Raw genomic sequence first — 21,471 nt, 5'->3', positions numbered from 1 at the left:
CTGGGTTTTGAGAAAACCCTAAACTTGGCTCAGCAATCGTTGGTTACATCTTTGATTTCTCGCGGAGTAACTTGGGTTGCTGATAATCTGCTGACTTCAGTCTGACACCACAAGCACCCACACGAATTGCTTGATTCAGTTGTTAAAGAGCGGTGGGTTAAGATCTTTCGTCTCAACCGAGGCGCGCATTCTACAGCGTCCCCTGTATCTGTCAAGCGGTTATTTCAAGAAGTTTTCAAAGTTTCCTTTGCAACTTCAACCACTTGCGCTTCGATCAACTCTTGAGTTGCTCATCAGCGGGAGGCGAATTCTACAGCGTTACAACCGCGTGTCAAACTCTTTTTTCTCACCGCTGTCGATCAATCCAGACCCGACCTCCTTCCTCGCTGACTCTTCACTCCAAACCCTTGCAAACTATTGATCTACAAGACTTTTTCGTTTCCGTCTGCGCCGGAAGTGGGGCGAATTATAGACACCTCAGCGAGGGCGTCAACCGTTAATTTCAAAATCGCCAAAATTAACCTTAAAGGCACCTTGGTTATATAGAAGAGCCCGTCGCAAACACTTTCTTCTATTTCTATATAGCTACAGCACCCCTGCCTCGCGCAGCAGAGTGATCTCTTCCTCTCCAATCCCCAGCAGCGCCTGCAGCACTTGCGCCGTATGCTCTCCCAGCAATGGCGGCGCCCTTGTGTATTCGACTGGCGTCTCAGACAGCCGTATCGGGCTGGCGACCTGCGGAACACGCCCGGCCAGCGCATGGGGAAGCTCTATGGCCAGGCCACGCGCTACCACGTGCGGATCGGCAAACACCTGGGCCAGGTCATTGACCGGCCCGCAAGGCACACCGGCGGCCTCCAGCTCACTGACCCACTGGGCAGTGGTCTTGAACACCGTTACCTGGCGAATCAACGGAATCAGCTCGGCACGATGAGCCACTCGTAGCGTATTGGTCAGGAAGCGCGGATCGTCCGCCCACTGCGGCTGCCCCGCCACAGCGGCAAACTTCCTGAACTGACTGTCATTGCCGACGGTAAGGACCAGATCGCCATCAGCCGTGGGGAAGTCCTGATACGGCACGATGTTGGGATGAGCATTTCCCAAGCGCCTGGGCGCTACCCCCGTCGTCAGGTAGTTCATGGCCTGATTGGCCAGACAGGCTACTTGTACATCCAGCAGCGCCATATCGATGTACTGGCCGATATCGCTTTGATCACGATGCGCCAGAGCAGCGAGAATGGCCGTCGTCGAATACAGCCCCGTCAGGATGTCGGTCAATGCGACGCCGACCTTCACCGGCCCGGCACCCTCTTCACCCTCCGGCAAACCGGTAAGGCTCATCAGGCCGCCAAGCGCCTGGATCATGAAGTCGTAACCCGGACGCCGCGCATACGGCCCGCTTTGCCCGAAGCCGGTAATGGAGCAATAGATCAGCCTCGGGTTGACCGCCCTCAGCGACTCGTAATCCAGTCCGTAAGCCGCCAGCCCGTCGACCTTGAAGTTTTCGATCACGATGTCGGACTTCGCTGCCAGTTCGCGCACCAGCCTTTGCCCTTCAGGACGCGTGAAGTCGATGGTCACTGACTGCTTGTTGCGATTGGCGGACAGGTAATAAGCCGCCTCGCTGGTGTTCTGCCCCGCAGCATCCTGAAGGAACGGCGGCCCCCACGAGCGCGTATCATCGCCACACCCGGGGCGCTCGACCTTGATGACGTCAGCGCCGAGGTCAGCAAGGATCTGCCCGGCCCATGGCCCGGCCAGGACTCTCGACAGGTCGAGCACCCGGATATGCGAAAGCGCCCCCATGATCAGCCCTCCTTAATAGAAAGCCTGAATGCCGGTCTGCGCACGCCCAAGGATCAACGCATGCACGTCGTGCGTGCCTTCGTAGGTATTCACAACCTCCAGGTTGACCAGATGCCTGGCGATACCGAACTCGTCCGAGATGCCATTACCGCCCAGCATGTCGCGCGCCAGGCGCGCGATATCCAGCGACTTGCCGCACGAGTTGCGCTTCATGATCGAGGTGATCTCCACGGCAGCCGTACCTTCGTCCTTCATGCGCCCCAGACGCAGGCAACCCTGCAAGGCCAGAGTGATTTCGGTCTGCATGTCTGCCAGTTTCTTCTGGATCAGCTGATTGGCCGCCAACGGACGCCCGAATTGCTGGCGATCCAGGGTGTATTGTCGCGCGGTGTGCCAGCAGAACTCCGCGGCACCCAGCGCACCCCAGGAAATGCCGTACCGTGCCGAGTTGAGGCAGGTGAACGGCCCCTTCAGACCGCGCACATCGGGAAAGATGTTCTCTTCGGGGACAAACACGTTATCCATGACGATCTCGCCGGTGATCGATGCGCGCAAACCAACCTTGCCGTGAATGGCCGGAGCGCTCAGGCCTGCCCAGCCTTTTTCGAGAACGAAACCGCGAATATCGCCGGCATCGTCCTTGGCCCACACCACAAACACATCGGCGATCGGGCTGTTGGTGATCCACATCTTGCTGCCGCTCAAGCGGTAACCACCCTCGACACGCCGGGCACGGGTAATCATCGCTCCAGGATCGGACCCATGATCAGGCTCGGTCAGGCCGAAGCAGCCGATCCATTCGCCCGAAGCCAGTTTGGGCAGGTACTTCTCTTTCTGGGCCTGCGTACCGAACTCGTTGATCGGCACCATGACCAGCGAGGACTGCACACTCATCATTGAACGGTAGCCCGAGTCGATACGCTCGACTTCGCGCGCAATCAACCCATAACACACGTAATTCAGACCGCTGCCACCAAACTCTTCCGGGATGGTCGCGCCCAGCAGCCCCACCTCGCCCATCTCGCGAAAGATGGCCGGGTCGGTTTTCTCGTGACGGAATGCTTCCAGCACGCGCGGGGCCAGCTTGCTCTGGGCGAACTGCTCGGCCGTGTCGCGGACCATGCGCTCTTCTTCAGTGAGCTGTTGATCCAGCAACAAGGGGTCAATCCAGTTAAAGCTTGCCTTACCGCTCATGCCAGTTCCTCGCATTCAGATGAAATCATGCAGCGATCCTAGTCCCGGCCCATGCCAGCGACAAACGAGGTTTTATCAAGCGCCTGTGCTAATTTCTCACTCCGTGACACCAAAATTCGCTCTAAAACAAAAATATCAGTGAGAAGAAAGTACATGAGACGCAAGATACCCAGCACCACTGCACTGGTCAGTTTCGAGGCAGCCGCCCGCCACGAGAGCTTCACCAAGGCCGCCAATGAGCTGTCCCTCACGCAAGGCGCTGTGTGTCGGCAAATCGGCGGACTGGAGGAGTTTCTCGGCGTTGAGCTGTTCCGGCGTTCGCGCAGGGGCGTAAAGCTCACGGAAGCGGGGCTGTCCTATAGTCGTCGTGTGTCCCAGCAACTGGACGCGGTCGAGCGTGACACACTGTCGGTCATGGGCCAGCAAGGTGCCAACGCCATCGAGCTCGCCGTGGTGCCGACCTTCGGAACTCAGTGGCTGCTGCCGCGCCTGAAGGACTTCCAGCACAAGCACCCCGACGTCACGGTCCACCTGACCAACCGCACCCGCCCGTTCCTGTTTGCCGACACCGACTTCGATGCCGCGATCTACTTTGGCGATGCCGACTGGTCCGGCACCCAGTCGCATCGGCTGATGGGTGAAAACTCCATGCCGGTCTGCAGCCCCTCCTTTCTTGAAGGTCGCGACAGCCTGGAAGCACGCGAACTGGCCGAATTGCCGCTGCTGCAACAGACCACCCGGCCCTACGCCTGGCGGCAATGGTTCAACGCACAGGATCTGGATGTAGCGCGTGACATGACCGGTCCGCGCTACGAGCTGTTCTCCATGCTGGCGCAGGCGGCCATGCACGACATGGGCATCGCCCTGATTCCGCCCTTCCTCATTCAGCGTGAACTGCAGGAAAGGCGCCTGGTGATCGCAAACACCCGCGCACTGCCCGGCAGTAGCAGTAAGGCCTATTACCTGATGATTCCCGAGCGCAAAGTGGAATCGGCCTCGCTGACTGCATTTCGTGACTGGCTGATCGAACAGGCCCAGCGCTACCGGCTGCCCCAGGAACAAGCCTGAAGCCGTTCAAAGGTAGTCCATAGCGAAAGTCGCCTACAGATATAACCTTATGTCGCAATGAAGAAACTTCCCACTGTTCACAAAAATCCGGCATCCCCCTTTGTTTATAGGGACTTTAGTGCTATTCGCTGCTTTTCCCGGTTTTCCGCCAGAAAACTTCTATCACCTGTTTTTTGTAAGGAATAGCGCCACAAGCCTTACAAATAAAGGTCCTCGTCAGATCAGTGCGACAATAGGTCACAGTGTGACTTGTAGTTCATCTATAGTTTCGTTACAGAATGTATTGAAGCCCGCAAACTTCGCCTGCAAAATGCCCCGCCCCTGCTGCACAGGGGTGTGCTGATTGGCCAAGCCAGACGCACCAGCCGTAGTGCACTGGCCTACATACGAACGATAAAAAATCGCGCAGGAGATTTGTCGTGCACATTGGTGTTCCTCTCGAAACACAAGCGGGCGAAACCCGGGTAGCTGCTACCCCGGAAACCATCAAAAAACTGATCAGCCAGGGTCACAGGGTTACGGTGCAAAGCGGCGCGGGCCTTCATGCCAGCGTTCCGGACAGCGCTTACGAGGCTGCTGGCGCAGTGATCGGTGACAGCAACGAGACCTATGCGGCCGAACTGATTCTCAAGGTCGTCGCACCTGACGATGAGGCGCTGAGCCTGATCAAAAGTGGCTCGGTGGTCGTCGGCATGCTCAACCCCTTCAACAACGAACTGATCGGCAAGATGGCTGCACGCGGCATTACCGCGTTCGCCCTGGAAGCCGCGCCGCGCACATCGCGCGCGCAAAGCCTTGATGTGCTGTCTTCACAAGCCAACATCGCGGGCTACAAGGCAGTACTGCTCGCCGCACATCATTACCCGCGCTTCATGCCCATGCTGATGACCGCTGCCGGCACCGTCAAAGCTGCCCGGGTGCTGATCCTGGGCGCAGGCGTTGCCGGTCTGCAGGCCATTGCCACCGCCAAAAGGCTGGGCGCCGTGGTAGAAGCCTCGGATGTGCGTCCGGCAGTAAAGGAACAGATCGAGTCGCTGGGCGCGAAATTCATCGATGTGCCCTACGAGACCGACGAAGAGCGCGAATGCGCCGAAGGCGTTGGCGGCTACGCGCGGCCCATGCCGGCCAGCTGGATGCAGCGCCAGGCCGCCGCTGTGCATGAGCGCGCGAAACTGTCGGACATCGTCATCACGACCGCACTCATTCCCGGCCGCAAGGCACCGGTGCTGCTCGGCGCAGAAACAGTGGCGCAGATGAAACCAGGCTCGGTGGTGATCGACCTGGCCGCTGCACAGGGCGGCAACTGCCCGCTGACCGTTGCCGATCAAGTGGTTGTCGAGCACGGCGTGACCATCGTCGGCCACACCAACCTGCCCGCTCTGGTCGCAGCCGATGCATCGGCGCTCTACGCCCGCAACCTGCTGGACTTCATGAAGCTGCTGTTCGACAAGGACGGCACATTCTCGATCAACCTCGAAGACGACATCGTCGCCGCATGCCTGATGTGCCGCGACGGGCAAGTTGTCCGCAAGAACGGCTGAGGACACACCAATGGAAGAGCTGATTTCCCCCGGCGTCTACAACCTGATCATTTTCGTACTGGCGATTTATGTCGGCTACCACGTGGTCTGGAATGTCACGCCTGCGCTGCACACGCCACTCATGGCGGTCACCAATGCCATCTCCGCCATCGTCATCGTCGGCGCCATGCTCGCCGCCGCGCTCACGGTCACCCCGCTGGGCAAGACCATGGGCACGCTGGCGGTCGCACTGGCGGCCGTGAATGTGTTTGGCGGGTTTCTCGTCACTCGGCGGATGCTGGAGATGTTCAGGAAAAAGGCCCCCAAGGCAAAGGATGAGGCGCCCAAGTCATGAGCATGAATCTGGTTACCCTGCTGTACCTGATCGCATCGATCTGCTTCATCCAGGCACTCAAAGGCTTGTCGCACCCGACCACCTCGCGCCGTGGCAACCTGTTCGGCATGCTCGGCATGGGTCTGGCGGTCATCACCACAATCGGCCTGGTGTTCAAGCTCGCGGCACTGTCTAGCGCTGAAGGGACCAGCGCGGGCATCGGCTACATCGTAGTCGGCCTGCTGGTGGGCGGAACCGCTGGCTCGATCATGGCCAAGCGCGTCGAAATGACCAAAATGCCGGAGCTGGTGGCGTTCATGCACAGCATGATTGGCCTGGCAGCGGTGTTCATCGCTATAGCAGCCGTGGTCGAGCCTCAATCGCTGGGTATCGTTCGCAATCTGGGCGATGCGATTCCGGCCGGCAACCGTCTGGAGCTGTTCCTGGGTGCAGCCATCGGTGCGATTACCTTCTCGGGTTCGGTCATCGCTTTCGGCAAACTCTCGGGCAAATACAAATTTCGCCTCTTTCAAGGCGCACCGGTACAGTTTGCCGGCCAGCACACGCTCAATCTGGTCCTGGGTCTTGCCACGCTGTTCTTCGGCCTGACCTTCATGTTCACCGGCAGCCTCACTGCCTTTGCGATCATGCTGGCGCTGGCCTTCGTCATCGGTGTGCTGCTGATCATCCCGATTGGCGGGGCCGACATGCCGGTGGTGGTCTCGATGCTCAACAGCTATTCAGGCTGGGCAGCAGCCGGCATCGGCTTTTCGCTGAACAACTCGATGCTGATCATTGCGGGCTCACTGGTAGGCTCCTCGGGCGCGATCCTTTCCTACATCATGTGCAAGGCGATGAACCGCTCGTTCTTCAACGTGATCGGCGGTGGCTTCGGCGGCGCAACGGACTCGGCAGGCCCGGCGGGTGCCAAGGAAGCGCGCCCGGTGAAGTCAGGTTCGGCAGACGACGCAACCTTCTTGCTGACCAATGCCGATACCGTGATCATCGTGCCCGGCTACGGCCTGGCAGTGGCTCGTGCCCAGCATGCGCTCAAGGAACTGACCGAGAAGCTCGTCCACCGCGGCGTCACCGTGAAGTACGCCATTCACCCGGTGGCCGGACGCATGCCCGGGCACATGAACGTGCTGCTGGCCGAAGCCGAAGTGCCTTACGACCAAGTCTTCGAGATGGACGACATCAACTCCGAATTCGGTCAGGCCGATGTGGTGCTGGTGCTCGGCGCCAACGACGTGGTCAACCCGGCCGCCAAGAACGATCCGAAATCCCCTATCGCCGGGATGCCCATCCTGGAGGCGTTCAAGGCCAAGACCATCATCGTCAACAAACGCTCGATGGCCAGTGGTTACGCAGGTCTGGATAACGAATTGTTCTATCTGGATAAAACCATGATGGTGTTCGGAGACGCCAAAAAGGTGATCGAGGACATGGTGAAGGCCGTCGAAAACGCCTAGCCTCACAGCGCTCCATTGAAGCCCCGGCTCGCTTGGCGACCGGGGCTTTTTACATTCCGCGTAACAGTGTTTTGCGCTGGAACCCGCCAATCAGAGCGCTCAAATGCGACCTTGGTAGCAGGACGAAGCCCGTCCAAGGCTCTAGACTTGTCGTTCGCTTCTATCTACGAGACAGACCCATGTACCGTGACCGTATCCGCCGGCCCTCCCTGATGAGCAAGGTTATGAGCGCAGCCGACGCTGCCGCCTTGATTGAAGACGGCATGACCGTCGGCATGAGTGGCTTCACCCGTGCAGGCGAAGCCAAGGCCGTACCCCACGCGCTGGCCGAGCGCGCCAAAGTGACGCCGCTGAAAATCAGTCTGATGACCGGCGCCAGTCTGGGCAATGACCTGGACAAGCAACTGACCGAGTCCGGCGTGCTGTCCCGGCGCATGCCCTTTCAGGTCGACAGCACGCTGCGCAAGGCGATCAACAACGGCACGGTGATGTTCATTGATCAGCATTTGTCCGACACCGTCGAGCTGCTGCGCAATCGGCAGATCAAGGCTGTGGACCTGGCCGTGATCGAATGCGTGGCGATCACCGAAGAGGGTCATCTGGTGCTGAGTACCTCCGTGGGCAACTCGGCCAGCTTCGCCATTCTGGCCAAACAGGTCATCGTGGAAATCAACCTGTCCCAGCCACTTGAGCTGGAAGGCCTGCACGACATCTATATACCCAGCTACAGACCGACACGCCTGCCGATTCCGGTCCTGGAGGCCGATTCGCGTATCGGCAGCCACGCGGTGAAGATCGACCCGGCAAAAATAGTCGGCATTGTCATCAGCAACCAGCCTGACTCGCCCTCCACGGTCACACCACCTGATGCGGACACGCAGGCCATCGCCAATCATCTGGTGGAGTTCTTCAAGAAAGAAGTGCGCGAAGACCGGCTGACCGACAAGCTGATGCCACTGCAGGCCGGGATCGGCAACATTGCCAACGCCGTGATGCACGGCCTGCTGGCGTCGCCCTTCACGGACCTGACGATGTACTCCGAGGTGCTGCAGGACTCGACCTTCGACCTGTTCGATGCAGGCAAACTGACTTTCGCCTCGGGCAGCTCCATGACCTTGTCGGCGGCCAAGCACGCCGAGGTCTTTGCCGACTTCAATCGTTACAAGTCCAGGCTGGTGTTGCGCCCCCAGGAAATCTCCAACCACCCCGAGGTGATCCGCCGTCTGGGCATCATCGGGATCAATACCGCGCTGGAGTTCGACCTGTACGGCAATGTGAACTCCACCCACATCTGCGGGACACGCATGATGAACGGCATCGGCGGTTCCGGAGACTTCTCGCGCAACGCGCACCTGGCGATCTTCGTCACCAAATCGATCGCCAAAGGTGGCGCGATATCCAGCGTCGTGCCCATGGTCAGCCATGTCGACCACACCGAACACGACGTCGACATCCTGGTCACCGAGCAGGGCCTGGCGGATCTGCGCGGCCTGGCGCCTCGCGAGCGCGCCAGGGTGATCATCGACAACTGCGTGCATCCGGATTATCGCGACGCGCTGAACGCCTATTTCAGTGCTGCTTGCGCTGTGGGCGGGCACACCCCGCACATCCTGCGCGAAGCACTGAGTTGGCACATCAACCTGGAAGAAACCGGGCGCATGTTGCCAGCCTGAACAGGACAGTTGGAAGTGAGCAAGCGCTTTTCTGATTCACTTTCAGCTGGCACCCAAGGGCTTATGAAAAAACTGTACTGCTGTACCGGTCATAAAACTGCCTTGAACGGTCAAAATCACCACAATCGACCACAAAACGCACCCATAAAGTGCAGACCGGTACAGTTGCCCCATTTATGAACAAAACAGTGCCCGATCACAGTTAACTGAACCCTCACAATACAGGTGAACTGTGTCTATGGAAGCTGGACGCGCACGAGGAAAATGGGCACCAGTCAAGCAACTCACTTATCCCGCCACAAGCGGAAGGAAGTCACACCATGGAACGTACAATCAGTTCCGATCTGTTCAGCGAAAGCACCGTTACCACCGCAAAAGCCTCTCTGCCTCTGCGCGTATTCGCCAACCTGATGCTCTGGCAGCGTCGCCTGTCCAGCCGCCACCAGCTGGCCCGTCTGGATGCACGCCTGCTGGCTGACGCCGGTATCAGCGAATCCCAGCGTTACGAAGAGCTGAGCAAGCCGTTCTGGCGCTAAACATGCGCCCGCTGGTCCTTGACCTTTAGGTCTCCTGCCAGCACCCCGAATTGCTTCATACAAGACCCGTCTCAGGCAACTGAGGCGGGTTTTGTCGTTTCAGGGGGCAGATTAAGGAGTTCTGGCTAGACAGGTACAGTTTTTAAGAAGCTTAAAACTGCAGGTACAGTTACCAAATATTGCAAACTGTGTAAGCCGAAGCCATCGACCGTCATGACAACTGCGGTATCGGTGGGATAGTCTAGCGCTCTACCTCAGCCCTTCGGCTTCGCAGGCAGTCTGTGCCCACTTGTCCACAACGGAACTCGATCATGTCTCTGCTACGTAACCTTGGCGCTGTCTTTCTGTTGACCGCCGCAGCCGGTGCAAACGCCTCCAGCTTCATTGTCACCACCGACGCAGTGGTCGATGCCGTCAATGCAGCGACGCGCGCGACCTCCAACGTTTCTTCTTCCCTGAAAGACGACAAGATCGTTCTTGCCGCCCGTGACGACGCCGCCAGCTTCGTGGCCAGCTCCGGCGACATCCGCAGTGCTCGACTCGAAGGCGCGCTGCAGCATATCCGCCAGGTCCTGCCTGAACTGCAAGCCAGCGACAGCCAATTGGCTCAAGCCATCCTGGCCATCTGACCGCTGCGCCCCGGCCATGTGCCGGGGTAGCTCTGGCCCGCGCATTGCGCTAGCCTTGGAGGCTGTTTTGCCGGTTCGTGAAAGTCATGCGTTTAGTGCACCTTCTGTATATCGCTCCCTTTGCCAGCCTGATGTACGTCAGTCAGGTTCAAGCGTTCGATACGACCACGCAAGGCCTGGTCAAGACCGGCTACGCCACCAGTCAGGTTTCGACAGGACCGTTCGATAACAAACTGATCATGGCTGCCCGTGACGATGCGGCTGCATTCATCGCCAGCGGCGGAGAAATGCGCGGTGCCCGGCTTGAGTCAGCGCTGCACGCCCTGCGTCAGGCAGATGCAAAACTTCATGCCAGCGACCTTGAACTGGCGCAGGCAATCCTCGTCCAATAGCCACTTTCCCCTCTTCGCGTAACTGGAGACGTCACTACATGCGTACCCCGCTGATTGCTGCTTCCCTTGGCCTGCTCTTGCTGGCCGATTTTGCCCAGGCCCAGACTGTTGTGGCCACGAGCAACATCATCGTTCGTGCGTTCGGCCGTACCATCGATTTCACTTCCGACACCACCACATCGATCCGCGATTCCAAGGTCGTTCTCCAGGCCAAGGACGATGCTGCCAGCTACGTGGCCACCGGCGGTGATATCCACGGTGCCCAACTGGATGCTGCGTTCGACACGCTGCGTACCCGCGTGCCGGAAGCGCGCGGTGCAAGCGATCAGACCCTGGCTGAAGCAATCCTCGCATTGTGAGGCGGCTTCGCGCCTGGCTGCTCGCTGGCGCGCTGTCGCTGGTCGGTACGCATGCCTTTGCCAGCCTGAAGCTGGAACTGCACACCGACGGCCTCGATGCACCTCAACAGCAAGCCAGCCAGGCGCTGCTCGACGAAGCCCTGCATGCGTTACCGCCCAGCTTCGTCGAAGCACTGGACCGCACCGTCGAGGTGAGCTGGTCCGCTGAAATGCCGCAGAATGCCTACGGCCAGGCCGCCGGTCCCTATCAGCTGTACCTCAACAGCCACCTGCTGGCGTCATTGACGGACGGCTCGGCCGCCACCGCCCAGACGGGCCGACCACACGGCACGGTGCGTCGTGAGTTGCTCGCCACTGTCCTGCATGAGCTGACCCACGTCTACGACCGCGCCCGCCTGTGGTCGCCCAGCGAGCGAGCGGCGATTTTTCGCTGCACATCACGCAGCAGTTCGCTGGGCAAGGTCGGCCTGCCTGACAACTGCCGCGGCCAGACCGAGCGACGTTTCACCCTGAGTGACGATCCACGCCTGCTGGACCTGGCGGGCTGGCAGCAATATGTCGGACGTCGTGGCGACCGCGAGGAACATAACGGCCAGGTTGCCCGCAGCCCGGACATCTACGAAACCACCAGCCCGCTGGAATTCGTGGCGGTGAACATGGAGTACTTCCTCCTTGATCCGGCCTACGCCTGTCGTCGCCCTGCCCTGTATGCGTATTACAAGGAGCGTTTCGGCTGGGCACCTGCAGCCCGTAACGAATGCCCAAAGTTTTACCCCTACCTGAATGCCGGCAGCGACTTCGGCCGGGAGCCACTGGGCAAGCTGGACCCGGAACGGGTCTATGCGGTGGATTATCTGTTGGCCGAGGCGAACCAGAACTGGGCAAGCCGCTGGGGCCACAGCATGTTGCGCCTGGTGATCTGCAAACCCGGTCGCCCGCGCGGCCCGGATTGCCGACTGGACCTCGATCAGCATCTGGTGCTGTCTTACCGGGCGTTTGTCGGCGACGTGCAGCTGTCCAGCTGGGACGGCCTGATGGGGGCCTACCCGTCGCGCCTGTTCGTCCTGCCACTGGCGCAGGTCATCGATGAATACACCAAGACCGAACTGCGCAGCCTGGCGTCGGTACCGATCAAGCTGTCGCGTCCGGAAATAGAAGGGCTGGTGCAGCACGCTGCCGAGATGCACTGGAGCTACGACGGCAACTACTACTTCCTTTCGAACAACTGCGCCGTTGAAAACCTCAAACTGCTGCGCGCCGGTACGCACAACCCCAAGCTCGTCGGCCTGGACAGCATTTTGCCCAACGGTTTGCTTGAAGTCCTCGAAGGCCGTGGGCTGGCTGACACCAGCGTACTGGACGATCCCAAGGAGGCGCTGCGTCTGGGCTATCGGTTCGACTCCTATCGCGACCGCTATCAGGCGATGTTCGAAGTGCTGAAGAAGCACCTGCCGATCAAACAGAACACCGTGGAAGACTGGATGGCCCTGCCAGCCAGTGAGCGCAGCCAGTGGTTCGCTAAAGCCGATCTGCGTACCAGCGCTGCGATTCTGCTGCTCGAGCAGGCCAGCCTGCGCAGGCAACTGTTGTTGGCCCAGGACGAAGTGAAACAGAGCTACCTGGGTGCGCGGGAATTGAAGGACGGCAAAGTCTCCAACGCGACCAAAACGCTGCAGGAGATCCTCGCCAGCAGCGGGTTCCTCAGCCGGCCTGCCGAGCTGCTGGGCAGCGACGGGTACGGTTTGCCACAGGCGGGTGAATGGCAGCGTCTTGAGGCAGAAAGCAGTCAGCGCCAGAAGCAGCTCAAGCGCCTGACCGGCGATCTCGACAAGGAAGTGCGAGCCCTGCTGGAGCCTGAGCGCGCCAAAGAGATTGCCGCCAACGAAGCCAACCTCAAACAGGTGTCCGAGCACCTCAGGGCGTTGCACAAGGCTGCAGGCGGGCTGCAGCTGCCGTGATCAGGCGGCTTTCTTTCTCGGTTTGAGGTATTTGACCAGGCCCTGGAACCAGATCACCAGGGCCGGGTTGCCCTTGATCTGAATATCCTTGTCCTGAATGCCCTTCATGAACGCCAGCTGCTTGTTCTTCGCCTGCAGGGTATCAAAGCCGAAGGCTGCATCACGAAACACGATGGCAAAGGCCGGCTCTGCAACCGTGCCGCTTGCACTGCGGATCCGCTGATCGTGGACCACGAAGTGACGTGCAACCTTGCCATCTGCGGTCTGCAACTGAAAGGTCAGGTCCTTGCCAGCCAATTGCTGCTGAAACGCAGGGTTGTTACGACTGGCGCGAGCCATCAGCAGGCCCAGCATCCACAACAGAAAACGAAATTTCATACACGGCCTCTGAACACGCGGGTTCCGATTCGGGATCGGCGTGGCAGTGTAGCGGGTTATCGGCGCAAAACCTGTAGGACAAAATGGATATCGAAGGAGATCGGCACTAAACGGCCGTTGAGCGCGAGGATGCTGCTCCGCGTGGGAAGCAGCATCACACTGACATCAACGAATGCTGTTGATGCTGCCTTTGTTACCCGTGACCTTTACATCGACCTTCTTGAAGATGAAGTAGTCCTTGACGCTGACTTCGTAGCGCGGCGCGACGATCAGATCGGCGCCGGAGGATTTGACCGCTTTGAAGGCGGCTGCCGCTTTGGTCGTTGACACAGGATCAGGCAACGCCAGACCCAGGCCGCCACCGCCACTTGCGCCACCGTAGGTCACGCCATCGGCGAACTGATTATCGCCGCCGAAGCTCAGGAAATTGAACAGCACGTTGGTGGACGACTCGCCGCTGATGGTGCCGCCAACCTTGACGTCAGCCTTCAGGTCGGTTTTGACCGTGCCTTCCAGCGGTGCGCTTGGCTGGCTGACGTTGTAGCTCACACAACCGCTGGTCGTGGCGATCAGCGCCGCAACAGCAGCAAACTTCCATGGCTTTTTCATTCGAGATTTCCCAAGAGTAATTGAAGGGGTGCAGCAGGGGCGGCACTCTAAGGGAATCAACAACAAGAAGAAGTCAGGCAAAGCTGGGGCTTTGGAAGGCAATTACACGCAATGGGGTAGGACAATTCTCGCAGGGAGCGAAAGGCATCATCGGCGTCATACGACAGAAACAAGAAACGGGCACCCAATCCGATTGGTGTGCCCGCCTGTGGGTCGCGCGCCTCCCGCCGAGGCGCACAACAGGGTGTCAAGGATTGACGCTGTCTTTCAGGGCTTTCCCCGGTTTGAAGGCAACCGTGTTGCTTGCCTTGATTTTAACCGGCTCCCCGGTCTGTGGGTTCTTGCCAGTGCGAGCGCCGCGGTGGCGTTGCAGAAAAGTACCGAAACCTACCAGCGTGACACTGTCCTTGCGGTTCAGTGCGCCAGTAATCTCTTCAAGGATGGCATTGAGAACGCGATTGGATTGTTCTTTGGTGAGATCCGCCTTTTCAGCGATGGCGGCTGCAACATCTGGTTTGCGCATATGAAGCCTCTTTTACGGTTTTTTGTTTTTATGTCCCGCGCCGCTTTTGTAAAACAACGGCAACAAGGCGCCGCGACAGCTCTACGTAGCGGCAGACAAGACCGAGGATGGCATGCCGAACTGACCCGCGCCAGTGCATGAACGCGGTTTATTGGCAGAAATACAGGGTCAATCCGACAAAATGACGAGAAATCACGCCAATAACGCAGGTAACGCCTTGTTGAGTGCGAGTTTTTCCATAACCGCAGCGCCTGTCAGGGCATAGCCCAGCAGATGGCCATCAGCGTCGTGACACAGCGCCTTGATGTCAGCGCCCTGCCCTTCGACGCTCCAGTGGCCATCGCTGCCACGCGGCGGCGGCGAAACCACCAGCGGGCAGGCGGGCGTCTTCACGGTGATCGGCATGGGCCCGTATTTGACGGAAGTCGGGTTTCCGGCCAGCGTCTGGGCCAACGCACGAGCGCAGCTCATCAACGGCATCACGTAGAGCAGGTTCAGGCCATCGACTTCAGCGCAATCACCCAGCGCGTGGATGTTGGCGTGGGAGGTTTGCAACAGGCGGTCGACCAGAATGCCGCGCCCGGTCTGCAGCCCGGCGGCAGCGGCCAGTTCGATGCGAGGACGCAGGCCGATGGCTGACACCACCAGGTCGCAGTCCATCACCTGCCCGTCCGACAAGTGCGCTTGCAGGCCATCACCATTGCGATTCAGACGGGTCAGCACCGGCCCCAGATGGAAACGTGCACCCAGGCTTTCAAGGCCGGACTTCACAGCAGCCGCAGCCTCAGGGGGCAACAGGGTCGGCATGACCTGTTCGCACGGCGCCACCAGATCCACTTCATAGCCGCCCAGGATCAGGTCGTTGGCGAACTCACAGCCAATGAGCCCTGCGCCGAGAATCAGCACCCGGCGTTTGCCCGCCGCAGCCGCCCGGAAACGGGCGTAATCCTGAAGATCGTTGATCGGGAAAACCGCGTCGCCGGCGTCGCCTTCCACCGGTACACGAATGGTTTCGGCGCCCCAGGCCAGCACCAGATCGCGGTAATACACCGCCTCTTCGCCGATCCACAGGCGTTTGTGGCCGGCATCGATCCCGCTGATGCGCGTGTGCGTACGAATCTCGGCCTTGAGCTGATCGGCCATGGCGCCGGCTTCAGCCATGCTCAGGCCGTCAGCCTCCTTGTTTTTGCCAAAGCCGGTAGAGAGCATCGGCTTGGAGTAGGAACGGCCATCGTCGGCCGTGATCAATAGCAGCGGCGTGTCCACGTCCAGCTTGCGAAACTCTCGGGCGAGGTTATACCCCGCAAGGCCGGTGCCGATGATGACGACAGGTGCGCTCATTGTTCTTCCCTATTTCACTGTGCCTGGTGCTCGTTGTTGCCAGCCCTTGTTTGCGGGCAGCAATCAGCCGATTTCGATCATCTCAAAGTCCATCTTGCCCACGCCGCAATCCGGGCACATCCAGTCTTCAGGCACATCCTGCCAGAGGGTGCCGGGCGCAATTCCGTCATCCGGCCAGCCATCGGCTTCGTTATAGACCAGGCCGCAGACGATGCATTGCCACTTCTTCATGTCAGGTTCTCTCGTTTATCAGGCTCAATAGCGTACGACGGTCGGTTGCCGTCTTCTGAAGGGGCGTTGTACTGATCGGCAGGCGCGGATGCAAGTCTGATTCTATAACCCGACGCTCTATCGACCGTCGGTCGAGACCGGCAATCATGCTAAGCTCGCGGCCTCGTTGGCTGCCGGAACTGGCTTACCGTGACCCAGCAATCCCCCGCATTCATTGGCCCTGCCTGGCTTGAGCGCGAGCAATTGATCGACGCACCGGACCCGGTAATGCTCGACTGGTTGTTCAATCAGGACTCCCTCACTCGTCGGTTGGACCGTTTGTCTGACGGTCGTTTCAGCGTATTTCCGCAGTTTGAAGGCTGGCAGCCCTTGCGCCCTGACGAGTGCCTGGCGCTGGGCCTGCCAGAGGCTGGCGAAGGCTGGGTGCGCGAGGTGTACCTGCGTGGTAACGGCAACAACTGGGTGTTCGCGCGCAGTGTCGCCGCCCGCAGCGCCCTGCAGGATGGTGGCCTGGATATGGACGAGCTGGGCACTCGCTCGCTGGGTGAGTTGCTGTTCAGCGACCCGGCGTTCGTGCGCGGCACGCTTGAAGTGTGTCATTACCCCGAGGCCTGGCTGCCGGCTGCCGATGCAGCGCGCGGACTGTGGGCACGGCGCTCGCGCTTTGATCGCGATGCCTTGAGCGTGCTGGTCGCCGAAGTTTTCCTGCCTGCCCTGTGCACTGCGATTCATGACAAGGACCACGTCTGATGTACCTGTCCCTCCTCAAATCCCTCAATCGTCTGAGCCCGCGCGCCTGGGACTTCATCCAGCTGACGCGCATCGACAAGCCCATCGGCGTCTACCTGCTGCTGTGGCCGACCCTGTGGGCGGTCTGGATTGCAGGCAAAGGCGCGCCGTCGCTGCAGACCGTGTGCATTTTTGTGCTCGGCGTCTTTCTGATGCGCGCGGCAGGCTGTGTGATCAATGACTTCGCCGACCGCAAGGTGGATGGCCACGTCAAACGCACCGAGCAGCGTCCGCTGGTCAGCGGCAAAGTCAGCCCCCGGGAAGCGCTGGTGCTGTTTGCGGTGCTGGTCGGCCTGAGCTTTGTGCTGGTGCTGTTTACCAACGCGGCGACTATCTGGCTGTCGTTCGGCGGTCTCGCCCTGGCGGCCAGCTATCCGTTCATGAAGCGCTACACCTATTACCCGCAAGTGGTACTGGGGGCTGCGTTCTCGTGGGGCATGCCGATGGCCTTCACTGCCGAAACCGGAGAACTGCCCGCTGCAGCCTGGCTGCTGTACATCGCCAACCTGCTGTGGACCGTGGGCTACGACACCTACTACGCCATGGTCGATCGCGACGACGACCTGAAAATCGGCGTGAAATCCACGGCCGTCCTGTTCGGCGATGCCGACCGGGTCATCATCCTGACCCTGCAAGGGCTGGCACTGGGCTGCCTGATGCTGGCCGGTGCGCGCTTCGAACTGGGCACGTGTTTCTACATCGGTTTGCTGGCAGCGGCAGGCTGCTTTGCCTGGGAATTCTGGAGCACCCGTGAGCGCGAGCGAGACGCCTGCTTCAAGGCCTTCCTGCACAATCACTGGGCCGGGCTGGCGATATTCCTGGGCATCGTCGCCGACTACGCGGTGCGTTGAAAACAGCCAGCGCCAGCCTGAGCACGAATTAAATAACTTCAGGATCGCGGGGCCTGCGGGCCCCCGCAGCCTGTCAGCGTGCTAGCCTCATTCAGACCTGTCACACGACTGCAATAATTCCGTTATCTAATGCGCCCCAAGACAGTTAAATGACAAGAGGTTCGAGCATGGCTGGCAGGAGCATCCTGATCGTTGACGACGAAGCGCCAATTCGCGAAATGATCGCCGTTGCGTTGGAAATGGCTGGATACGACTGTATTGAAGCCGAAAACTCTCAGCAGGCCCACGCGATCATTGTGGACCGCAAGCCTGACCTGATTCTGCTCGACTGGATGCTGCCTGGCACGTCCGGCATCGAACTGGCCCGGCGCCTCAAGCGTGATGAACTGACCGGGGACATCCCGATCATCATGCTCACCGCCAAGGGTGAGGAGGACAACAAGATTCAGGGCCTGGAAGTCGGCGCCGACGATTACATCACTAAGCCTTTCTCGCCCCGCGAGTTGGTGGCACGCCTCAAGGCTGTGCTGCGTCGCGCTGGCCCGACTGACGGCGAAGCGCCCATCGAAGTCGGCGGCCTGCTGCTCGACCCGATCAGCCACCGGGTCACCATCGACGGCAAACCGGCCGAAATGGGCCCGACCGAATACCGTCTGCTGCAGTTCTTCATGACCCACCAGGAGCGCGCCTACACGCGCGGTCAGTTGCTGGATCAGGTATGGGGCGGCAACGTCTACGTCGAGGAACGCACCGTCGATGTTCACATCCGCCGCCTGCGCAAGGCTTTGGGGGATGCGTATGAAAATCTGGTACAAACCGTGCGCGGCACTGGCTATCGTTTCTCGACCAAAAGCTGACAACCGCTGCGTCGACGCAGGGCAAGGGCCGGTGCAGACCAGACAAGGATTTACCCCTAATTGAATCAAAATTGGCACGGCACTCTGATACGCCACATGTTGTTGCTGGTCACCGCCTGCCTGTTGGTCGGCCTGATCAGTGGACAATATGCCTGGAGCCTGGCCGCCGGGCTGGGGCTGTATCTGGCCTGGACCCTCAAGCAACTGTTGCGCCTGCATGAATGGCTGAGCAGCCACAAGGCCGACGAGCCGCCTCCGGACGGTTACGGTCTGTGGGGCGAGGTCTTCGATAGCATTTATCACCTGCAACGTCGTGATCAACGCGTCCGCGGTCGCCTTCAGGCGGTCATCGACCGCGTGCAGGAATCCACCGCCGCGCTGCGTGATGCGGTGATCATGCTCGACAGCGACGGCAATCTGGAGTGGTGGAACCGTGCCGCTGAAACCCTGCTGGGCCTGAAGACGCCGCAGGACAGCGGGCAGCCCGTGACCAACCTGGTGCGGCATCCACGTTTCAAGGAATACTTTGCGCTGGGCGACTACAGCGAGCCGCTGGAAATCCCGTCGCCGACCAACGATCGCCTGCGCATTCAGTTGCTGATCACCCGTTATGGCAACAATGAGCATCTGATGCTGGTGCGCGACGTGACGCGCATTCATCAGCTGGAGCAGATGCGCAAAGACTTCGTCGCCAACGTGTCTCACGAGTTGCGCACGCCGCTCACGGTGATCTTCGGCTACCTGGAAACGCTGCTCGATAACGTGGACGAGGTCAATCCACGCTGGGTCCGTGCGCTGCAACAGATGCATCAGCAAGGCGGGCGCATGCAGACGCTGCTCAATGACCTGCTGTTGCTGGCCAAGCTCGAGGCCACCGATTACCCCTCGGACAACCACCCGGTGGTCGTCAATTCCTTGCTCAAGACCATCACCGCCGATGCCAACGCGCTGTCGGGCAGCAAGAACCAGCAGATCCACCTCAGCCTGGAAAGCGACATGCGCCTCAAGGGCAGCGAAAGCGAACTGCGCAGCGCGTTTTCCAACCTGATTTTCAATGCCGTCAAATACACCCCGGCCGAGGGCGTGATCCGTATTCGCTGGTGGGCCGACGAACGGGGCGCGCACCTGAGCGTGCAGGATTCAGGGATCGGCATCGAGACCAAACACCTGCCGCGCCTGACGGAGCGCTTCTACCGGGTCGATACCAGCCGCGCGTCCAATACCGGCGGTACAGGGCTCGGTCTGGCCATCGTCAAACATGTGCTGCTGCGCCATCGCGGCAACCTTGAGATCAACAGTGTTCTCGGCAAGGGCAGTGTTTTTACCTGTCACTTTGCCAGCGCTCAGTTGTCCAAACCCGCGAGCGACGATTCAGACTACTAGGCAATCCCGCTTCGAGCCGCTACATTGCCGGGTTCATAGCGTCCTCTCTGGCGTGACACGACCCTCTTCCTGTTAATACGGACCCTGCAAAACCCAATCATGGACCCTTCCCCTAGTTTTAACCTGTCTTCACTCTTCGCCGATTTCGGCATGATTCTTTTTGCTTTGTTCCTGGTCCTGCTCAACGGCTTTTTCGTTGCGGCAGAGTTCGCCATGGTCAAACTGCGCTCGACCAAGGTTGAAGCCATTGCCGACAAGAACGGCTGGCGCGGGCACATTCTGCGCAAGGTCCATGGCCAGCTGGACGCCTACCTTTCGGCCTGCCAGCTGGGGATCACCCTCGCCTCTCTGGGCCTGGGCTGGGTCGGTGAACCGGCCTTCGCGCACCTGCTGGAGCCGTTGCTCGCGGCGATGGGCGTGGACACTCCGGAATTGATCAAGGGCGTGTCGTTCTTTACCGCCTTCTTCATCATTTCCTATCTGCACATCGTGATCGGCGAGCTGGCCCCCAAATCCTGGGCGATCCGCAAGCCGGAGCTGCTGTCGCTGTGGACAGCGGCGCCGTTGTACTTCTTCTATTGGTTGATGTACCCGGCCATCTACCTCCTCAATGCCAGCGCCAACGCCATTCTGCGCATCGCCGGCCAGGGTGAGCCCGGCCCGCACCATGAACACAGCTACAGCCGCGACGAACTGAAACTGATCCTGCACTCCAGCCGTGGCCAGGACCCCAGCGATCAGGGCATGCGCGTGCTGGCGTCGGCGGTGGAAATGGGCGAGCTGGAAGTGGTCGACTGGGCCAACTCCCGCGAAGACATGGTGTCACTGGACTTCAATGCGCCGCTCAAGGAAATCCTTGCCTTGTTCCGCCGTCACAAATTCAGCCGTTATCCGCTGTATGACGCTGAACGTGGCGAGTTCGTCGGCCTGCTGCACATCAAGGACCTGCTGCTGGAACTGGCAGCGCTGGACCATATTCCGGAGTCGTTCAACCTCGCCGAGCTGACCCGCCCGCTGGAACGTGTTTCCCGGCACATGCCGCTGTCGCAATTGCTCGAGCAGTTCCGCAAGGGTGGCGCGCACTTCGCCGTGGTGGAAGAAGCCGACGGCAAGATCGTGGGCTACCTGACCATGGAAGACGTGCTCGAAGTGCTGGTGGGCGACATCCAGGACGAACACCGCAAGGTAGAGCGCGGCATTCTCGCCTATCAGCCCGGCAAACTGCTGGTACGCGGTGACACGCCATTGTTCAAGATCGAGCGCTTGCTGGGCGTCGACCTGGATCACATCGAAGCCGAGACACTGGCGGGGCTGATCTACGACACGCTCAAGCGCGTGCCGGAAGAAGAGGAACAGCTGGAAGTCGAAGGCCTGCGCATCATCATCAAGAAGATGAAAGGCCCGAAAATCGTCCTGGCCAAGGTGCTGAAGCTGGACTGACCCGATCAGCGCCGCCTGTTCAGCATCGGACGCAGGGTGTTCTCCCGGACGCCCATCGTTCCTCACGCTCCAGTGGGAATGCCTTGCGTGACGCTCCGCGTCACAACTCTGTGCCGCGCCCCATGTTC

22 protein-coding genes are annotated in these 21,471 nt (G+C 59.9%); 15 read left to right on the top strand and 7 right to left on the bottom strand.

The window, feature by feature from the left end; genetic code table 11:
• Positions 1–585: 585 nt before the first annotated feature.
• Both KBY08_RS25670 and KBY08_RS25665 read right to left on the bottom strand, forming a co-directional pair.
• Positions 586–1,809, bottom strand: a complete 1,224-nt coding sequence (locus tag KBY08_RS25670) for a CaiB/BaiF CoA transferase family protein (protein WP_177410972.1) — start codon at positions 1,807–1,809, stop codon at positions 586–588.
• 9 nt (positions 1,810–1,818) lie between these two features.
• Positions 1,819–3,000 carry an acyl-CoA dehydrogenase gene (locus KBY08_RS25665; protein WP_003401217.1) on the bottom strand — a complete coding sequence of 394 codons (1,182 nt, stop codon included), beginning with the start codon at positions 2,998–3,000 and terminating at the stop codon, positions 1,819–1,821.
• A 153-nt stretch (positions 3,001–3,153) separates the two neighbouring features.
• On the opposite strand from KBY08_RS25665, the gene KBY08_RS25660 reads away from it, so the two are divergent.
• From KBY08_RS25660 to KBY08_RS25615, 10 genes are all read left to right on the top strand, one after another.
• On the top strand, positions 3,154–4,068 hold the full coding sequence (locus tag KBY08_RS25660; protein ID WP_032654683.1) for a LysR family transcriptional regulator: 915 nt from the start codon (positions 3,154–3,156) through the stop codon (positions 4,066–4,068).
• A gap of 419 nt (positions 4,069–4,487) precedes the next feature.
• Positions 4,488–5,609 (top strand): Re/Si-specific NAD(P)(+) transhydrogenase subunit alpha, encoded by a 1,122-nt coding sequence (locus KBY08_RS25655; protein ID WP_057458170.1) that lies wholly within the window; start codon positions 4,488–4,490, stop codon positions 5,607–5,609.
• A gap of 10 nt (positions 5,610–5,619) precedes the next feature.
• The gene (locus KBY08_RS25650) at positions 5,620–5,943 is read left to right on the top strand and encodes an NAD(P) transhydrogenase subunit alpha (protein ID WP_002555867.1); all 324 of its coding nucleotides are present in this window, start codon (positions 5,620–5,622) and stop codon (positions 5,941–5,943) included.
• Complete coding sequence (locus KBY08_RS25645) at positions 5,940–7,394, top strand: NAD(P)(+) transhydrogenase (Re/Si-specific) subunit beta (protein ID WP_024639005.1); 1,455 nt, start codon at positions 5,940–5,942, stop codon at positions 7,392–7,394. Before KBY08_RS25650 ends, KBY08_RS25645 begins: the two co-directional genes overlap by 4 nt.
• A 179-nt stretch (positions 7,395–7,573) precedes the next feature.
• On the top strand, positions 7,574–9,067 hold the full coding sequence (locus KBY08_RS25640; RefSeq protein WP_003401225.1) for an acetyl-CoA hydrolase/transferase family protein: 1,494 nt from the start codon (positions 7,574–7,576) through the stop codon (positions 9,065–9,067).
• A gap of 320 nt (positions 9,068–9,387) precedes the next feature.
• Positions 9,388–9,603 carry a DUF1127 domain-containing protein gene (locus tag KBY08_RS25635; protein WP_002555870.1) on the top strand — a complete coding sequence of 72 codons (216 nt, stop codon included), beginning with the start codon at positions 9,388–9,390 and terminating at the stop codon, positions 9,601–9,603.
• 311 nt (positions 9,604–9,914) lie between these two features.
• Complete coding sequence (locus KBY08_RS25630) at positions 9,915–10,232, top strand: DUF2388 domain-containing protein (RefSeq protein WP_003340363.1); 318 nt, start codon at positions 9,915–9,917, stop codon at positions 10,230–10,232.
• An 86-nt stretch (positions 10,233–10,318) separates the two neighbouring features.
• On the top strand, positions 10,319–10,624 hold the full coding sequence (locus KBY08_RS25625) for a DUF2388 domain-containing protein (protein ID WP_003401226.1): 306 nt from the start codon (positions 10,319–10,321) through the stop codon (positions 10,622–10,624).
• Between the two features lie 38 nt (positions 10,625–10,662).
• Entirely contained in the window at positions 10,663–10,983 is a 321-nt protein-coding gene (locus tag KBY08_RS25620) for a DUF2388 domain-containing protein (protein ID WP_003316115.1), read from the top strand.
• Positions 10,980–12,941, top strand: coding sequence for a DUF4105 domain-containing protein (locus KBY08_RS25615; RefSeq protein ID WP_058823319.1), 1,962 nt, complete (start codon positions 10,980–10,982; stop codon positions 12,939–12,941). The genes KBY08_RS25620 and KBY08_RS25615 overlap by 4 nt, the downstream gene beginning before the upstream one ends.
• Here KBY08_RS25615 and KBY08_RS25610 read toward each other — a convergent pair whose 3' ends face one another.
• From KBY08_RS25610 to KBY08_RS25590, 5 genes are all read right to left on the bottom strand, one after another.
• Positions 12,942–13,319 (bottom strand): helicase, encoded by a 378-nt coding sequence (locus tag KBY08_RS25610; protein ID WP_024639003.1) that lies wholly within the window; start codon positions 13,317–13,319, stop codon positions 12,942–12,944.
• Positions 13,320–13,484: 165 nt separating this feature from the next.
• Positions 13,485–13,928 (bottom strand): hypothetical protein, encoded by a 444-nt coding sequence (locus tag KBY08_RS25605; protein ID WP_003401233.1) that lies wholly within the window; start codon positions 13,926–13,928, stop codon positions 13,485–13,487.
• A gap of 247 nt (positions 13,929–14,175) precedes the next feature.
• Positions 14,176–14,451, bottom strand: a complete 276-nt coding sequence (locus tag KBY08_RS25600; protein WP_011269383.1) for an HU family DNA-binding protein — start codon at positions 14,449–14,451, stop codon at positions 14,176–14,178.
• A gap of 192 nt (positions 14,452–14,643) precedes the next feature.
• Complete coding sequence (locus tag KBY08_RS25595; protein WP_011269384.1) at positions 14,644–15,792, bottom strand: NAD(P)/FAD-dependent oxidoreductase; 1,149 nt, start codon at positions 15,790–15,792, stop codon at positions 14,644–14,646.
• 63 nt (positions 15,793–15,855) lie between these two features.
• Complete coding sequence (locus KBY08_RS25590) at positions 15,856–16,023, bottom strand: rubredoxin (RefSeq protein WP_003401239.1); 168 nt, start codon at positions 16,021–16,023, stop codon at positions 15,856–15,858.
• A 189-nt stretch (positions 16,024–16,212) separates the two neighbouring features.
• Here KBY08_RS25590 and KBY08_RS25585 point away from each other — a divergent pair, with 189 nt between their 5' ends.
• The 5 genes from KBY08_RS25585 to KBY08_RS25565 all read left to right on the top strand — a co-directional run bounded on the left by KBY08_RS25585 (position 16,213) and on the right by KBY08_RS25565 (position 21,343).
• Positions 16,213–16,773 (top strand): chorismate--pyruvate lyase family protein, encoded by a 561-nt coding sequence (locus KBY08_RS25585; protein ID WP_011269385.1) that lies wholly within the window; start codon positions 16,213–16,215, stop codon positions 16,771–16,773.
• The gene (gene ubiA / locus KBY08_RS25580) at positions 16,773–17,663 is read left to right on the top strand and encodes a 4-hydroxybenzoate octaprenyltransferase (protein ID WP_024660866.1); all 891 of its coding nucleotides are present in this window, start codon (positions 16,773–16,775) and stop codon (positions 17,661–17,663) included. The genes KBY08_RS25585 and ubiA overlap by 1 nt, the downstream gene beginning before the upstream one ends.
• 167 nt (positions 17,664–17,830) lie before the next feature.
• Positions 17,831–18,520 carry a phosphate regulon transcriptional regulator PhoB gene (gene phoB / locus KBY08_RS25575; protein ID WP_002555882.1) on the top strand — a complete coding sequence of 230 codons (690 nt, stop codon included), beginning with the start codon at positions 17,831–17,833 and terminating at the stop codon, positions 18,518–18,520.
• Positions 18,521–18,580: 60 nt separating this feature from the next.
• Positions 18,581–19,903 carry a phosphate regulon sensor histidine kinase PhoR gene (gene phoR / locus KBY08_RS25570; protein WP_011269386.1) on the top strand — a complete coding sequence of 441 codons (1,323 nt, stop codon included), beginning with the start codon at positions 18,581–18,583 and terminating at the stop codon, positions 19,901–19,903.
• 99 nt (positions 19,904–20,002) lie between these two features.
• Positions 20,003–21,343, top strand: coding sequence for a hemolysin family protein (locus KBY08_RS25565; protein WP_003367992.1), 1,341 nt, complete (start codon positions 20,003–20,005; stop codon positions 21,341–21,343).
• The last annotated feature ends 128 nt before the right edge of the window (positions 21,344–21,471 follow it).

This window comes from Pseudomonas sp. P135 (genome assembly GCF_020312125.1).
Taxonomy (GTDB): Bacteria; Pseudomonadota; Gammaproteobacteria; order Pseudomonadales; family Pseudomonadaceae; genus Aquipseudomonas; species Aquipseudomonas fragariae.
This window is presented reverse-complemented; position numbering and strand designations above follow the sequence as displayed.

Bases quoted from the DNA above. Each gene is read 5' to 3' on its own strand.
- KBY08_RS25665 (WP_003401217.1), bottom strand. From the start codon at position 3,000: ATGAGCGGTAAGGCAAGCTTTAACTGGATTGACCCCTTGTTGCTGGAT.
- KBY08_RS25660 (WP_032654683.1), top strand. From the start codon at position 3,154: ATGAGACGCAAGATACCCAGCACCACTGCACTGGTCAGTTTCGAGGCA.
- KBY08_RS25650 (WP_002555867.1), top strand. From the start codon at position 5,620: ATGGAAGAGCTGATTTCCCCCGGCGTCTACAACCTGATCATTTTCGTA.
- KBY08_RS25645 (WP_024639005.1), top strand. From the start codon at position 5,940: ATGAGCATGAATCTGGTTACCCTGCTGTACCTGATCGCATCGATCTGC.
- KBY08_RS25640 (WP_003401225.1), top strand. From the start codon at position 7,574: ATGTACCGTGACCGTATCCGCCGGCCCTCCCTGATGAGCAAGGTTATG.
- KBY08_RS25635 (WP_002555870.1), top strand. From the start codon at position 9,388: ATGGAACGTACAATCAGTTCCGATCTGTTCAGCGAAAGCACCGTTACC.
- KBY08_RS25630 (WP_003340363.1), top strand. From the start codon at position 9,915: ATGTCTCTGCTACGTAACCTTGGCGCTGTCTTTCTGTTGACCGCCGCA.
- KBY08_RS25625 (WP_003401226.1), top strand. From the start codon at position 10,319: ATGCGTTTAGTGCACCTTCTGTATATCGCTCCCTTTGCCAGCCTGATG.
- KBY08_RS25620 (WP_003316115.1), top strand. From the start codon at position 10,663: ATGCGTACCCCGCTGATTGCTGCTTCCCTTGGCCTGCTCTTGCTGGCC.
- KBY08_RS25610 (WP_024639003.1), bottom strand. From the start codon at position 13,319: ATGAAATTTCGTTTTCTGTTGTGGATGCTGGGCCTGCTGATGGCTCGC.
- KBY08_RS25605 (WP_003401233.1), bottom strand. From the start codon at position 13,928: ATGAAAAAGCCATGGAAGTTTGCTGCTGTTGCGGCGCTGATCGCCACG.
- KBY08_RS25600 (WP_011269383.1), bottom strand. From the start codon at position 14,451: ATGCGCAAACCAGATGTTGCAGCCGCCATCGCTGAAAAGGCGGATCTC.
- KBY08_RS25595 (WP_011269384.1), bottom strand. From the start codon at position 15,792: ATGAGCGCACCTGTCGTCATCATCGGCACCGGCCTTGCGGGGTATAAC.
- KBY08_RS25590 (WP_003401239.1), bottom strand. From the start codon at position 16,023: ATGAAGAAGTGGCAATGCATCGTCTGCGGCCTGGTCTATAACGAAGCC.
- ubiA (WP_024660866.1), top strand. From the start codon at position 16,773: ATGTACCTGTCCCTCCTCAAATCCCTCAATCGTCTGAGCCCGCGCGCC.
- phoB (WP_002555882.1), top strand. From the start codon at position 17,831: ATGGCTGGCAGGAGCATCCTGATCGTTGACGACGAAGCGCCAATTCGC.
- KBY08_RS25565 (WP_003367992.1), top strand. From the start codon at position 20,003: ATGGACCCTTCCCCTAGTTTTAACCTGTCTTCACTCTTCGCCGATTTC.